The sequence below is a fragment of the Clostridium mobile genome (assembly GCF_018918285.1).
Lineage (GTDB): Bacteria > Bacillota > Clostridia > Clostridiales > Clostridiaceae > Clostridium_AW > Clostridium_AW mobile.
In genome coordinates this window covers 107,504-122,045 of record NZ_JAHLQF010000002.1, presented here as the reverse complement: position 1 = coordinate 122,045, position 14,542 = coordinate 107,504, and the positions used below count along the sequence as shown (strand labels likewise).

General features: G+C 30.5%; 16 protein-coding genes. 1 reads left to right on the top strand and 15 read right to left on the bottom strand.

Annotated elements, in window-relative coordinates; genetic code table 11:
* Positions 1-11 precede the first annotated feature (11 nt).
* From KQI86_RS06495 to KQI86_RS06480, 4 genes are all read right to left on the bottom strand, one after another.
* Entirely contained in the window at positions 12-440 is a 429-nt protein-coding gene (locus tag KQI86_RS06495) for a flavodoxin (protein ID WP_216438472.1), read from the bottom strand.
* Positions 441-632: 192 nt separating this feature from the next.
* Complete coding sequence (locus tag KQI86_RS06490; protein WP_216438471.1) at positions 633-1,403, bottom strand: ABC transporter ATP-binding protein; 771 nt, start codon at positions 1,401-1,403, stop codon at positions 633-635.
* Positions 1,404-1,405: 2 nt separating this feature from the next.
* A complete protein-coding gene (locus KQI86_RS06485; protein WP_216438470.1) occupies positions 1,406-2,431 on the bottom strand; it encodes a FecCD family ABC transporter permease in 1,026 nt (341 codons plus the stop codon).
* Positions 2,431-3,435, bottom strand: coding sequence for a FecCD family ABC transporter permease (locus KQI86_RS06480; RefSeq protein WP_216438469.1), 1,005 nt, complete (start codon positions 3,433-3,435; stop codon positions 2,431-2,433). Before KQI86_RS06480 ends, KQI86_RS06485 begins: the two co-directional genes overlap by 1 nt.
* Positions 3,436-3,579: 144 nt before the next feature.
* On the opposite strand from KQI86_RS06480, the gene KQI86_RS06475 reads away from it, so the two are divergent.
* The gene (locus KQI86_RS06475; protein ID WP_216438468.1) at positions 3,580-4,536 is read left to right on the top strand and encodes an ABC transporter substrate-binding protein; all 957 of its coding nucleotides are present in this window, start codon (positions 3,580-3,582) and stop codon (positions 4,534-4,536) included.
* A 164-nt stretch (positions 4,537-4,700) separates the two neighbouring features.
* Here KQI86_RS06475 and KQI86_RS06470 read toward each other — a convergent pair whose 3' ends face one another.
* The 11 genes from KQI86_RS06470 to KQI86_RS06420 all read right to left on the bottom strand — a co-directional run bounded on the left by KQI86_RS06470 (position 4,701) and on the right by KQI86_RS06420 (position 14,436).
* Positions 4,701-5,225 carry a hypothetical protein gene (locus KQI86_RS06470; protein WP_216438467.1) on the bottom strand — a complete coding sequence of 175 codons (525 nt, stop codon included), beginning with the start codon at positions 5,223-5,225 and terminating at the stop codon, positions 4,701-4,703.
* 16 nt (positions 5,226-5,241) lie between these two features.
* Positions 5,242-5,724, bottom strand: coding sequence for a hypothetical protein (locus KQI86_RS06465; RefSeq protein ID WP_216438466.1), 483 nt, complete (start codon positions 5,722-5,724; stop codon positions 5,242-5,244).
* Positions 5,725-5,920: 196 nt separating this feature from the next.
* The gene (locus tag KQI86_RS06460; protein WP_216438465.1) at positions 5,921-6,631 is read right to left on the bottom strand and encodes an endonuclease V; all 711 of its coding nucleotides are present in this window, start codon (positions 6,629-6,631) and stop codon (positions 5,921-5,923) included.
* Positions 6,632-6,947: 316 nt separating this feature from the next.
* Positions 6,948-7,460, bottom strand: a complete 513-nt coding sequence (locus KQI86_RS06455; protein WP_216438464.1) for a dihydrofolate reductase — start codon at positions 7,458-7,460, stop codon at positions 6,948-6,950.
* 87 nt (positions 7,461-7,547) lie between these two features.
* Positions 7,548-8,159, bottom strand: a complete 612-nt coding sequence (locus tag KQI86_RS06450; RefSeq protein ID WP_216438463.1) for a methyltransferase family protein — start codon at positions 8,157-8,159, stop codon at positions 7,548-7,550.
* A 115-nt stretch (positions 8,160-8,274) separates the two neighbouring features.
* Positions 8,275-9,816: a response regulator transcription factor gene (locus tag KQI86_RS06445; protein WP_216438462.1), complete on the bottom strand. Its 1,542-nt coding sequence runs from the start codon at positions 9,814-9,816 to the stop codon at positions 8,275-8,277.
* Between the two features lie 33 nt (positions 9,817-9,849).
* The gene (locus KQI86_RS06440) at positions 9,850-10,713 is read right to left on the bottom strand and encodes a pentapeptide repeat-containing protein (RefSeq protein WP_216438461.1); all 864 of its coding nucleotides are present in this window, start codon (positions 10,711-10,713) and stop codon (positions 9,850-9,852) included.
* Positions 10,714-10,842: 129 nt separating this feature from the next.
* Positions 10,843-11,202, bottom strand: coding sequence for a DUF4180 domain-containing protein (locus KQI86_RS06435; protein ID WP_216438460.1), 360 nt, complete (start codon positions 11,200-11,202; stop codon positions 10,843-10,845).
* Between the two features lie 13 nt (positions 11,203-11,215).
* Positions 11,216-11,704 (bottom strand): helix-turn-helix domain-containing protein, encoded by a 489-nt coding sequence (locus KQI86_RS06430; protein ID WP_216438459.1) that lies wholly within the window; start codon positions 11,702-11,704, stop codon positions 11,216-11,218.
* Between the two features lie 427 nt (positions 11,705-12,131).
* Entirely contained in the window at positions 12,132-13,427 is a 1,296-nt protein-coding gene (locus KQI86_RS06425) for an IS30 family transposase (protein WP_216438458.1), read from the bottom strand.
* Between the two features lie 289 nt (positions 13,428-13,716).
* Positions 13,717-14,436 carry an MBL fold metallo-hydrolase gene (locus KQI86_RS06420; RefSeq protein WP_216438457.1) on the bottom strand — a complete coding sequence of 240 codons (720 nt, stop codon included), beginning with the start codon at positions 14,434-14,436 and terminating at the stop codon, positions 13,717-13,719.
* Positions 14,437-14,542: the final 106 nt, after the last annotated feature.

Genomic DNA, 14,542 nt, shown 5'->3' with positions numbered 1-14,542 from the left:
ACTGATTTTTTCTATGCCTCTGCAAGTTTACTTCCTAGTTCTTTGCACTCTTCTAATCCATCTTCCTCAGGAGTTAAGTGTATTATTAATCCTTCATGAATAAGATTAGCTCCGCAACCTTCCATTCTTTCTACCCATTCTCTCATCCATTGACCATCGCCCCAATCGTAGGATCCAAAAAGTGCTAATGGTTTTCCTGAAATATCGTTAGATATAGACTCTACAAAAGGCTCCATTTCATATTCTTCCAATACTTCAGAACCCATAGATGGGCACCCTAAAGCTACCGCATTTGCGTTTTTCACCTTGTCCAATGTAGCTTGGCTTACATGTAAAAGTTCTACTTCTACATTCTCCTTCTTAGCTCCTTCTGCTATAGCAGCTGCCATTTGTTCTGTATTTCCTGTACCACTCCAATAAACAATTAAAACATTCTTCATATTAATTCCTCCTTATTGATATTGATTATCATTATCATCTATATTATGAATTATATGCCTGTTCTCTAAATTTGTCAATACATTAACGAAGAAAAGTTTTATATAAAAAGCACTGTCTCCCCTAAATAAGGAGCAGTGCTTTTTTTAAGCTTACAAGAATGTTTTAATATAAAACATTCCACTTGATTGTGACTATATAAAAGGTACACATATCTTGCAGTTATCTACAGGAGAGGTAATAAGTTTACACTCAACACCAAATACGCTTTTTATGAGATTCTCATTTATAATATCTTCCTTAGGACCCTGAGCTAATATATTTCCATCTTTTAAAGCAATTATATTATGAGCATACTTCAATGCATGATTTATATCATGAATAACCATTACTATAGTTCTATTTTCTTTTTCATTTAGTTCCTTCAATATATTTAAAATTTCTAGTTGATATTTTATGTCTAAGTGATTTGTAGGTTCATCTAAAAGTATAATATCAGTATCTTGTGCTAAAGCTAGAGCAATCCAAGCTCTTTGTCTTTGTCCCCCAGAAAGATTTCCTAGCGTCCTATCTTTTTCATTTGTAAGCCCCATCTTTCTTATGGATTCTAAAACTATAGATTCATCCTTCTTACTCCAAAATGATAATAAGTTATGATATGGATATCTCCCTTGCTTTACCAAATCATAAATAGTTAAGTCTTCTGGAGCATTACTACTTTGAGGAAGCATTGCTAGTAGCTTTGATACCTCTTTTGATGGCATTTTAAGAATATCTTTGTCCTCCATTAACACAGTTCCTTTCTTAGGAGTAAGTATTCTTGCTATAGCCTTTATTAATGTGGTTTTTCCACATCCATTAGAACCAATTAAAGCTGTAATCTTTCCCTTTTCTATATTCAAATTAATATCATCTAATATAATCTTTTCATCATAACATAATTTCAGATCATTTATCTTTATCATTTCTATCTCCCCTTTGAGTACTTTCTATTTTTAATTAAAAGATATATAAAGTAAGGTGCTCCTATAGAAGCTGTAAATATACCTATAGGTAAATCTTGAGGGTAAAATAGCCACTTAGAAGCAAAATCAGCTAATAGAGTTATTATTCCACCTATAAGTATTGAAAGGGGTATTAGATTTTCAAATTTTGAATCTACAAGTTTTCTAGCTATATGTGGAGCTATTAAACCTACAAATGATATACCTCCTCCAATAGTTACCGCTCCTGCAGTTAATGCAGCTGAAATGCATAGAAGTATAAATCTACTCTTATGTACATTGCTACCAAGTACTGTTACAACTTCATCTTCTAGTTGATGGAGATTTAACTCTTTTATAAATATTAAAGCCATTATAGTAAAAACAAAAAATATTACTGCAATTAACATTGCGTGAGTCCAATTAGCACCATATATAGTTCCCGTTATCCAAGTTGTAGCTTCTTTTATAAAAATTACTGGCCCATTTATTATAAGGATATTAGTTAACGCTTTAAAAATAGCAGAAACTCCGATTCCTATTATAATTAGCTTGTTTGTTGAAGCTGATTTTCCGTAAATAAAAAAGATAAACATTAAGGCTAAAAATGAAAATGCAAAAGTAAATAATGGCATATACAATATTGAAGTTGTTAGTGAGTTATTTTTAGGGTCTATAAAAATTGTCAAAAATACTAAAGCACCAACAGCTCCCCCATCCACTATTCCTAATATATTAGGTGAGGCTAGATTGTTTTTAACTACTCCTTGAAGTATAGCACCAGATAATGCTAAAGATGCTCCAACAAAAAAGGCTACAAGAACCCTTGGCAGTCTTATATTCATTACTAAAATAGAGGAGAACCCTGTATCTATACCTATTATACTTTTAAAAACATCTAAGGGAGTTACCATTACTTCTCCTATACCTAATGATAAAGTCATTATCAAGAGGGTAATAATTAATAAAATTCCACTTATTTTGATAGTTCTTTTACTTATGTTAACCATTAACTATTCCTCCTTTTAGCAATATATATGAAGAATGGCCCCCCTATAAGTGCAGTTAATGCACCAACTGGAACTTCTTTTGGATATATTATGAACCTTGACATTATATCAGCAGATAATAATATAGAGGCACCTATTAAAATAGAGAATGGTATAAGCCATCTATAATCTGTACCAATAAATTTATGTACTATGTGAGGGGTTACAAGCCCAATAAAAGCGACAGGTCCTGCAAGAGCTACAGATACACCTGATAAAACCGCCACTATAGCTATTATAATTATCTTTAGATATAGTGTTTTCATTCCTAAGGACCTTGCCATCTCCTCCCCTAATGAGAATACATTAAGTTTTTTTCCAATGAATAATGTGCAGATTATTACCATAAGTATTATTGGAGCAAATTGAAGAATAAGTTCTATTTTTTTTCCTTCCACAGAACCTGTCATCCAATAAACAACTTCCTCTAAGGCAACGTCATTTTTATATAGAATACCTTGAGTCAAAGAAAACAGTAATGCTCCTAAGGCACTTCCACCTAATGTTAAATCCATAGGTCTTACATCTCCAGAAAGTCCTCCAGACAATACATATACTAGTATAGCTGCACCTAATGCTCCAAAGAAAGATATCCACATAAGACCTAAAAAAGATATCTGTGGAAAGTAGGTTATAGCTATAACAAGGGTAAAAACCGCTCCAGAATTTATACCTAATATGCTGGGGGAAGCTAATTTATTTCTTGTTAATCCTTGAGTTAAAAGTCCTGCTACTCCAAGTGCTCCTCCAACTAAAAGAGCATTTAAAGTTCTTGGAACCCTAGAAGTTTTTATAATTATATGTTCTTGAGAATTATTAAAGTTTCTATATGTATCTAAGAACATATCGTAAGATGTATGTATAAATCCTTTAGTAATACTTAAATAACATAATGCAAAAATTAATACTATTAGTGATAAAAGTAAAATTGTTTTGCTTTTATTGCTTCTTAGAATATTTTTCATATAACTTTCTCCTTTTAATTTACTGCTTAATTTAGAATTACTATCAATTGCTATTGATAATCAATATTAATTATGATATCATAATTAAGCGAATAATTCTACAGTATTCGACATAAAATATATTTACTTAGGGGGGTAATACATATGACAAAAAAATTATTGTCTATAATTTTATCTAGTATAGTAGCTACAAGTTTATTTGTAGGATGCTCAAGCAAAACCGAGAATACCTCAAAGGAGAACGCATCAAAGGGAAAGACTATATCTATAGAACATGCTATGGGAACATCAGAAATTCCTGAAAATCCTCAAAAGGTTGTTATATTAACCAATGAAGGTGCAGAAGCACTTATTACCCTTGGAGTTAAACCAGTAGGAGCTGTAACTGGTGTTACAGGTGATTGGTATGAACATACTAAAAAGGATCTTGAAGGAGTTAAACCTCTTGGAAAGGAATCATCTGTAAACGTAGAAGCCGTTGCTGCTTTAAAACCTGATTTAATAATTGGAAACAAAATGAGACACGAAAAAATATATGATCAATTAAAGGCAATAGCACCAACTGTTTATTCAGATACAATAAGAGGAGCATGGAAAGATAACTTCGAATTCTATGCTAAAGTTTTAAATAAAGAAGCTGAAGGAAATAAAGCTCTAAAAGAATATGAAGATAAGATTGCTTCTATAAAAGAAACTTATAAAGATAAGTTGAATACCGAAATATCACTTGTTAGATTTATGCCTGGAAAAACTAGAATATACCTTGGAGATACTTTCTCAGGAACTATTCTTAAAGAAATAGGATTTAAAAGACCATCAACTCAACAAGGAACAGAATTCGTTAATGAAATCGGTAAAGAAAGATTAAAAGAAGCTGATGGAGATGTAATGTTCTATTTCACTTATGACACTGGCGATGGAAAAGGCCTTGCTAGAGAAGAAGAGTGGTTAAATGATCCATTATTTAAATCTCTAGGTGCAGTTAAGAATAACAAAGCATTTAAAGTAGATGATATTATATGGAATACAGCAGGTGGTATAAAAGCTGCTAACTTAATGCTTGATGATTTAACTAACATTTTAAAAGAAGGAAAATTCTAAGGATATTTACTTAAATAATAGCATAGTAATACCAACAAATTTGTCTAAGTATTACTATGCTATTTCTTATATGGTTCTTCGGTATATACTTCAACTATTTTACAAAATTTCCTAGAATCAATTGCCCTATAACTGATTCTACGTCCAATTATATTATTAACTAACTACTTTAGAATTTCTATAACATGGTGTATTTCATCCTCATAAGCATTATCATATCCAATTTTGTAATCAAATGCGTTTCCCCATCCACCATTCTCTGAAACCGTTGAAAATTTTACTTTATCAATACTTGGTAGCTCTATATTATTTTCATTTAGCAACTTTACTATGTTCATCACATGGTGTAATGTTATATCACTCTCAAAACTCTTATATAAGTTTGCTCTCCCCACATTCAAAACTTCTAAAAATACCTCTGTTAAAAGTTGTTGTTCTTCTTCACCTATATCTTCATCATAATCTAAATCATAAGAAAGAGTATCATTATTTAATTCTTCTGGTAATAATAATATGATCTTTGTTTCCCATAACTCCATTTTAGAGCAATTGGTAAACTCCAATAAATCATCGATAAATGTATCAAAATCAGTTACAATATGAAACTTATTAATTACTTTTAATAAACATTCCACTGCAAATACAAACCTTCCTCTTATGGATATATTATTAAAATCTAAACTTTTCATTTTATCCTCCAAATCATTATTTTTCTCTAAAGGGAATAATGTTTGTTAAATTATATTTACCACATCTAAGCATACCTAAATCATCTCGATAAATTTTTTCCCTTCCTATATAGAAATTTAAATCTGGACATTCTATTTTATTTGTTTCTAAATGTTCTTCAATACTCAATATATCGTTCAATACGCCTGTATATCTATACTCTGTATATAAATTTCCTAAGCAAATTCTAAATAATCTCTCAATAATATTATCTATAATCTTCTTTTTTTCACCGTCAATATTGCCTAATTCGCATCTTCCAATGGAATTACGTTTGAGACTATGGATATTGGCTTCCCAACAATCAAAATCCTTTGTGAATCCCCATAGTATTTCTATAAATGCAGCCATTTTCTTACTTCCTATATTCCACTCTATACACAATTTTTCTAAACATGTTATACTATAAGCTATTTCTTCGTACATAGTTAAATCTTTAAAATCTTCCTTCTTATGCATTTCTCCACTCCTATTAATATTTCATCATATTTTCTCTTCTATATTTCTCTATACAAAAATAGAACCAATGCTTCCTTCATAGAAATATTAGCTCTATTCTTTCTTATTTTATCTATGCAACATACTCTTATCTTTTTCCTCCTAATTATGTAAAATGAAGCTATACAAAACTTTAGAGATTTTTATAACTAAAATACTATATATTTTTTAGTTTTTCTCTTACAATATGTGTTTCTAAATCTGCTAACCTTACGGGAATTGGAATTCTACTTTCTTCATTTAATAAATTCATTATTATCCTCGTACTTGTATCTAAGTCAATGTAATTTCCACATGAAATAAATATTGGTTTAGTATTGCTTCTACTTCTTAATACTCTTCCATAGACTTCATTATCTATGGCTATATCCTTATATGACCCCATTTCATCTTCAGGCATTTCAAAATCTGTTTCTTTAATTTTAAGATAACTTTTTGCTACGCCTATGGTTGGTTTGTTTAAGAAAAATGAAGCATGAGTAGCTATTCCCATGTGGTTAAAATGTAAATATCCATTACCATCGAATATAAAAATATCCGGTTCTATTTTTAGTTTTTCTACTGCTTTAATAATTAATGGTAATTCTCTAAAAGCTAAACATCCTGGTATATATGGTTCATTAACTTTCCCATAACTATATATTTTTTCTATTACTTTTTTAGTATTATAGTCAATTACTACTATACAGCATGTAGCATACTCTTCTTCATCTTTCATCCAATAGGCTAGATCCACACCTGCGCAGGTTTTTATATCTTTAATATTAAAACTATTTTTTAGTATGATATTTTTTCCTAAACTATTTTGAATTTTAGAGAACTCCTCCTCAGTATTTGCACTAAAATTATGAATAAATTGTACCTTCATTTTATCTTCTCCTACCTCATATATTTATTCTTTTGCGTTTCCATTTTCATCCCACTCTTTATATTCACTCTCCTCTTGAGCACATTAATCCTATTCTTTGATTATTTATGATATCTTCCATTATTTAAATACTCGTATAAATGCTTAATACCTTTTCTTAATTGTATAAAAAAATAGCTTACTTTAAATATAATAAGCTATAATGTGTCCATTATATTTGCAAATGAACATCTAAAAATAATATAAAAAGGCTGCAAATGAACACAATTCACCTGCAGCCCTATGCAATCACCAAATATATTCATGTAATGAAACTTTAAATAACTTTAACATAATCTACATATTTATATTCTACATCTTCTTGCTTATATATCTCCGACTCTTTTACTATCTTCCAATCATCAAGCAAATCCAAATTAGGCATAGAAGTATCTGCCTTTTCAAAGGATTTTAATATCTTAGTTATATAGGCTTTGGTACAGTAGGGCATTATCTGCCTTGCAATATTCCCTCCCCCTATAACAAAGTTTTCCATTGCATTATTAGGATTTACTTCTTTTAATACGGAAAGTAATTCTTCTATGGAGTTAACAATGATAATATTATCTCCTTTGCAGCCCTTATATTCCTTATTTTCAGTAATCACAATATTTATCCTGTTAGGAAGTGCTTTTTTATCTGGCAAAGATTCAAATGTTCTTCTTCCCATTATAACAATATTATTTTCTGTTAACTTTCTAAACCTTTTTAAGTCCTCAGATATTTTATATAATAGATCCCCTTTATATCCAATGTTCCAATTATCATCCACTGAAAAAATTAAAATCATAGCTCCTCCTAATTAAACTCATTTTTATAATATTGTTTCTTCTGCTCTAAATAATATACCTGTCTTCCCTTAATAATCTATTTATAATCATATTATCAAGGGAATAAACATTTTGGTCTTCTTCATGTACATGATATATTCTTCTTCAAATTCCTCAATCATATCTTTTTCTTCTTTTTTTGCAAGCCTGTAATACATCCACACTATAAAAGGCCACATAATAAGCATTGGTAGTGTTGCCCATTCAAGAATCATTCCCATAGTTAAAAGTATAAATCCCGTATACTGAGGATGTCGAATATATTTATATACACCTGTTTTTACTACCTCGCCCTTCCCTGACTCCTTTGACCAGTATTTATGATAAATATTATACCACCCATTAATGATAAGGAATGCTGAAATAACTGCACATACTATGTTTAAGTACATACCAGCATATCCTATTTGATTAAAAAAGGTATGTCCCCACAAAACTCCCTCTGGCAGATTCTTTCCAATTATCCATGAAATAAGATACATACTCATAGGAATGCCATGCATTTCTATTGCAAAAGCAAGAATAAAAGCAAAATAAGCTGTGGCAGGCTTTCTATTCATCTTTTTATGAAATGGTACAAATAGAAGTGCTATAGAATAAATAATAATAAAAAATACCACTCCCCACCATTGGTAATAATGACTTTGTAATGTTTCCATAGCCAAGTCCTCCTGAAATATTATATTTTTATTTTACAGGAGAAAAATAAAAAAAAGACCTAACCTAGGTTAGGTTTTTGGTTATGCTATAAGATTTTATTTAATATTGATGAAATTAAGAAATCTCTCCTAAGATTTTTGCCTTCTCAATTGCTTGTACTCTATTCTTTACTTCAAGCTTTCCAAAAATATTATTTATATGCCATTTTATAGTACCAACACTAACAAACAGTGTTTTACTTATTTCATCATTGCTCTTTCCCAAGGCAATATGTTGCATAACTTCTTTTTCTCTTGGTGAAAGTAAAGAGTCCTTACAAGTAAATTCATTTGAAATATGATTCTTTTCCAACATTTTATATAATTTGTTATCAATTGCTTTTAAAAGTTCAACAGATTTCATAGGGAAGATATAAAAATTAACGCTTATACCATACTCCTTGTAAATAGATACTGCTTCCTTGAGACATAATTCAGCTTCCTTTTCTTTATTCTCAATAAAATGAATTTCAGATAGTAAAATTAAAAACATCTGAATATATGACACAAGACCGATAAAACGTAGTTTTTTTAAGCTTTCTAATATATCATCTATTGTAATCAAATTACTGTATCCCTTTAACTTTAAATATCCAAGAGTTTCAAGAAGTATAAAGGGGCTTTTTTCCCCTACCTTCATATATTCAACTTCAAATCTTTCGATATCTGACTGAATCGCCTTTCTATTCTCTTCCCTGCAGGACATTATTCTAAACATGGAAATAAGTAAATCTGTCATAGTATAGTGCATCTCTCCAAAGTCAACTTCCGATTGTTTAAGAATTTCTTCCATGCTAGCTTCATCATTAAGTATAAAATATGCTTTAAACAGATAAAGCTCAATTATTCCATGCATATGAAGTAAACTCATTTTATCAATACTTGACTTGGCAAGTTTTAAATGATGAACTGCAAGATTCGGTTTGTTTAAGTCATAATAACACATGCCCAAAGGTAAATGTATAATATTCCAGTATTCCTCAATCTTCTCTTTAAAACTAGCAGACATGACTAATATTTTATTACATTCATCTATAACGTAAGAAACTTCTCCTAGTTTATATTTATTAAGTGATTTATTTACAAAAGCTATAACTGCAAGAAAAAATATATCCAAGGATTTAAATATTTGAAATGAATCATCAAACATTTCTGCAGCATGGCGGTATTGATTTAAACCAGAAAGTATTTGTCCATAGGTAAGCTTTGCATTTGCCATAAAAAGCCCCTTATCTCCCTTTGGAAGAATATCCACAGATAGTTTTGCGTATTTAAGTTTTTCCATAGGGTCTGTTGAAAATTCCGCCAATGCTTTTAGAGCATAATAAAAGGAGCTCTCATAGCATCCTTTAAGTTCTGCTTCATTAATATATTTTATAGTTGATGTAAACCCTGCATTATCTCCACTCAAAAAAGCCAACCAAGCTTTAATAAGTATAGTCATCATTCTACTTGAAGTTGATATATCTATCTCCTTGACCATATGGTAATACTGGGCAATATTTGGTGTTGAGAAAAAAGAAACAATATTTTTTTCCATATAATTAAGTACATCCTGAAGAGATTCAGTATTCAATACTCTTTGCAATTCCTTCTGGAATTCATCATTATTATTCAACATTCTCACTCCATAAATTTATTTCTCAGCCAATTATTTATCCCAATACGCAGGACGAACTATTGATATTGGTAACCTTGTATTAGAATCTCCCTTAGCAGCATTAATCTGGGCTTGCGTAATAAATATACTATTTGTGAGATTAGCTCCTCTTATATCCGCATCTCTCAAATCAGCTCCAATAAGGTCTGCTCCACTTAAGTCAACACCCCTGAGATCCGCTGCAATCAGAAATGCTCCTCTCAAGTCTTCTCCTATTAGATTAATTTTTCTAAGGTCTGAACCAATAAGATTTAACCTTCCAACAATTGTTTTCTTACGTTTTAAAGTACTTTTCTGCCCTCTACGAGCTTTAGTTCTTACAAGCTCACTAGCTTCTGAAAGTAGAGCGTTAACATTATTTCTATGTGCTACCAAATCTAGCTTTATAAGAGAATCAGCATCTAAATTAGTAAGCCGCACCGTTTCACTTATCATATGACTAATCCTCTCTTGGATAATACTATCATGTTGTATCCTAAGTGCTTCCGTTAGATACCATAACATTTCATGAAGTTGCCTCATAACCAAAAACACATCAAACATTTGTTTTGCAGTTTCTGGATTTACTCTCCAATCCTGTCCATCATATGTAACTTCAGCAACTTTTTGACCTGCTCCAAAGCAGTCATAAGCAGTACATCCTTTAAGACCCTTCTCTCTAAGATTTTTGTGAACAGCACATTTAAAATCAGATTGTAAATTTATACAAGGTTTACCCGCATCTTTATCCGTTGGAAAACCTTCTGAAGCAGAAAAATATAATGCAACACAGCAAAATCCGAAACATTTTTGGCAGTCAATTTTCAAATTCTCATGTAATTCTTTATCATATTTAAGTCCATTTTCATATGTCATATTTATTGCCACCCCATATTCTTAACATATAAATAATTTCAACTTCTAAATTATATCATATCCCCATCAAATTACTGCATATATTAATATACTTTTTCATAGGATGATGCTCACTTCTCAAGAAATAAATCATAATTTCGAAATCCAAATTTCAGCATCTTCAATACTTTTAAATGTTCTGAACTGATTTCCATTATTAGCTTCAATAATCATTTCTTTAAATCTACCCTTTACCTTTTCTTCATCTAAAACAATTCCAAGTTTTATATTATAGTTTATAAACTTTTGCAACATTATTCCTGCCAATCCCGTTCTAAGATTAAAGAAACTCTCTGAAAATGCGTTGTCGTAGAATATTATTATATTCACATCATTTTCCATACATATAGAAATAATATCTAATATATCTTGTTCTGAAGAAATTTGTTTTTCCAAAGAAATGCATTCAATATATTTTTTATTGTATTTTTTTATTACTTTATAATTCATTATCTTTGCCCCCTTATAAATCCTTTTGTTCTACTATGAGTGAAATTGTGCTGAGCATACCTTCAGTAAATTTCGTACTTCCCCACAATATTACTTTTAGTCTGTTTTCTTTATCATCATATTTCATATTAATTGTGGACTTTCCCATTTTAGGGTCTTTGCAGTTCATCATAGCTATAAGAGTGTTTGATACCCTCATATACTCATCTTTATCTATATCACTGATGTCTACAACAGTTGACACATTTATCTTTTTCTGTACAGTAGTATCCTCTTCTCCATTAGTAGAAAAATCAATACTTGACCCTTGACTGGCTTTTTTATCATTAATATTAACATTATTTTTTTCCATAAAAACACTTAAATCATGACCTGAAATTCTCCACTGCTTTCCAACTTTACTTGCTCCAAGTTTACCTTCTGTTATAAATTTTCTTATAGTTTTGTGATGCATACCTAACATTTCTGCGATTTTATCTATTGTATAAAATTGATTCTCCATAAAAAATCTATCCTTTCAAAATTAGTTTATGATTAAATTATAATAATTCCTCTTGCATTCGTCAAGTATTTCATTGTATTTTATTTAACTTTATTATACTTTGTTGTACTTTATTCAGCCAAAAAATAAAACCCGGTGAATTGAAACATGAAATTCCCATTTGTAATCCAATAATCTCGTTTTGTAATTCAAAGTTTAATTTTGTTAACAAAAATCACTTTTTGTAACTGAAAATCCTGTTTTGTAAACAAAATTCCATAAATGAATTACCAATTGCCTATGAAATTTGTTATAATTCGTGTGTAAGCACGAATAAAAGGGCATGAAAAATAGAGGTCAACTTTCGGCGATTTTTTTGTAATCGAAGAATCCACCCCTATTCCAGTTTTATTGAGTTATCCTTTTTACTGGTGGCATTTGTTCGTTTTTACAGGTTACTTTTGAGAAGTTTTGGTGCGAGTATTATGCTATCAGCTGCAACTGGAGCATAACCTAACTTACCAAGTATGTCTTCTCCGTAATAGAAGCTGAACGCGTCGTAGGGACTTTTATCGTTCAGCTTTTTACGTTTGTAAGAGTTCACATGATTCATAGCCAAGATTATATCATTCTGTGTCAGTACATCAAAAGACTTGCCTTTTGGAAGGATTCTTCGAATCAATGAATGATTAACTTCAATAGCACCCTTTTGATAAGGAGCACTGGAATCACAGTAAAATACGCGACTTCTAAGAATACCGTCCGGGCCATATTCAATAGCTTTAGGATTAGAAAATTCACTACCGTTATCTGTAAGAATAATAGGAAATAACTTTTCATATGTATTCCTTCCTAATGTTTTGTACAGGTAATCAAATACATCAATAACGGACTTTGAGGTATTAGCTTCTCGTAAGAAAGCTAACATAAAACTTGTTTCAACAAAGTGCAGAGTTAGTAATACCTTACCACCACTAGCACCAATGACTGAATCCATTTGAACAATTGGGCTCTCGGGATTCTTACTGATAAATTCAGTGAAGTTTGTATAGTTACGTCCAATACGACATCCTTTATCTACCTTGAACTCTGATTTTTTATAACGTGGTCGATATTTAACTTTACGTGGAAGATCAATGTTTCTGACATCAAACAAGCATGCATCAACATAGTTATAAAGCGTTTTTTCACTACACATGAGCTCATCAACATTATTTACATATATCTGATGAATAGACTGCCCGTTTCGGATAAGTGGTGTAATAAGTTCATTGATTCTAGCTATTTCAGTCTCATTGGATATGATGCCACTTCTAGCTTCAGAAATATTTTCAGAAAAAGCATGATGTGCATCAATAGCACTATAAAATGGTTTTGCTAATGTACATTTTTGAAAGTCTTTGCAAGCATTACATACATAAGGTGGTTTGAACTTGTTTATACAAACTTCTTCATCAAAATAGGCGCAGCCATCATTACAAAGCTTACACAACTTGCAATATTGTTTTGATGGATACTTGCATTCATCACATACTTTTAACTTGTTGCACTTTTCACGGTGTTTACAAGAGTTATAAGGCCAACCACTACATCCAATTTTCTTAATGATAAAATTACGCTTTATCTCTTTAGCAACAGTGGTTCTGTCCTTATTAATCTTTTTGGCAATAGCACCAAAAGAAAGGTTTTCTTTTAAACCCGCCTCGATTTCAAGGCGTTGATCATAGGTTAGATATTTAGACATAATAAACCTCCTTCATTGCCACCAGTACATTAAACGTAGCAGTAACGAAGGAGAAAATCAAACAAGAAAAAAGCAGGAAACTAAGTTAATCCTAGTCTCCTGAATTGAATTATAAACCATTAATATATTTTTGTAAGATGCAAATCCAGTATAGAATTAGTATGGAATTTTGTAGCTAATAAAGACAATTATACAAAACACTATGGAAATTCATTTTACAATTAAGGAAAATAAAACCCTGGACAACACATTTCTGTATTGTCCAGGGTTTTATGATTGTATTTTAATATTAAATTCTTTTAAGTGATTTTGTTATGTCCTTTGTATATATTCCACCATGATAACATATAATCCTATCTATATCATAATTCAAAAGTTTTTTAACAGAATTTCTAGCTTCATTCATATCTAAAGTATACTGTGGCAATGCGATAACCAACTCTCCATTTTCTATAACTAAAGCATCTCCAGCTATTAATGATTTACTCTCTTTATGATAAATGGATATGTGCCCTGGCATATGACCTGGTGTAGATATTATTTCTATGCCTCCGCAAAAATCAAAGTAATCGCTATCTTTTAAACATATATCTACATTACAGCTTTCTATTGATTCAAGCATTTTATGAAAACCCTCAGCATTTTCTTTTTCTAATTCTGACAAAGAGTCATATATACTTTCCGCTTGCCTTAATCTTAATGATTTTTCACTACCATTAATATAAGGCTCATCTTCTTTTGATGCTAACACCTGTATATTAGGATATTTTTTCTTAAATTCCGCTAGGGATCCCATATGATCAAAATCATGATGAGTTATAATTATTTTAGATAACTTTTTTATGTTAACTCCATTACTTATTGCAGCATCTTCAATTAAATTCAAAAAATTAGGGTATCCACAATCAACTAAAATCATCTCGTTTTTATCTTCTAATATAACTGGATAAATAGTACTACTTTCTCCATTAAAATTAAAATCTATTTCTAATATATTTATTTTACTCATGCTAAGCCTCCTAAGGATAGTTTAATCACTTAGATAATATCATAACCATAAAGAACATAGCTAATGCGTAAATAATTCTGTATCATATATGTCCATATAATAAATT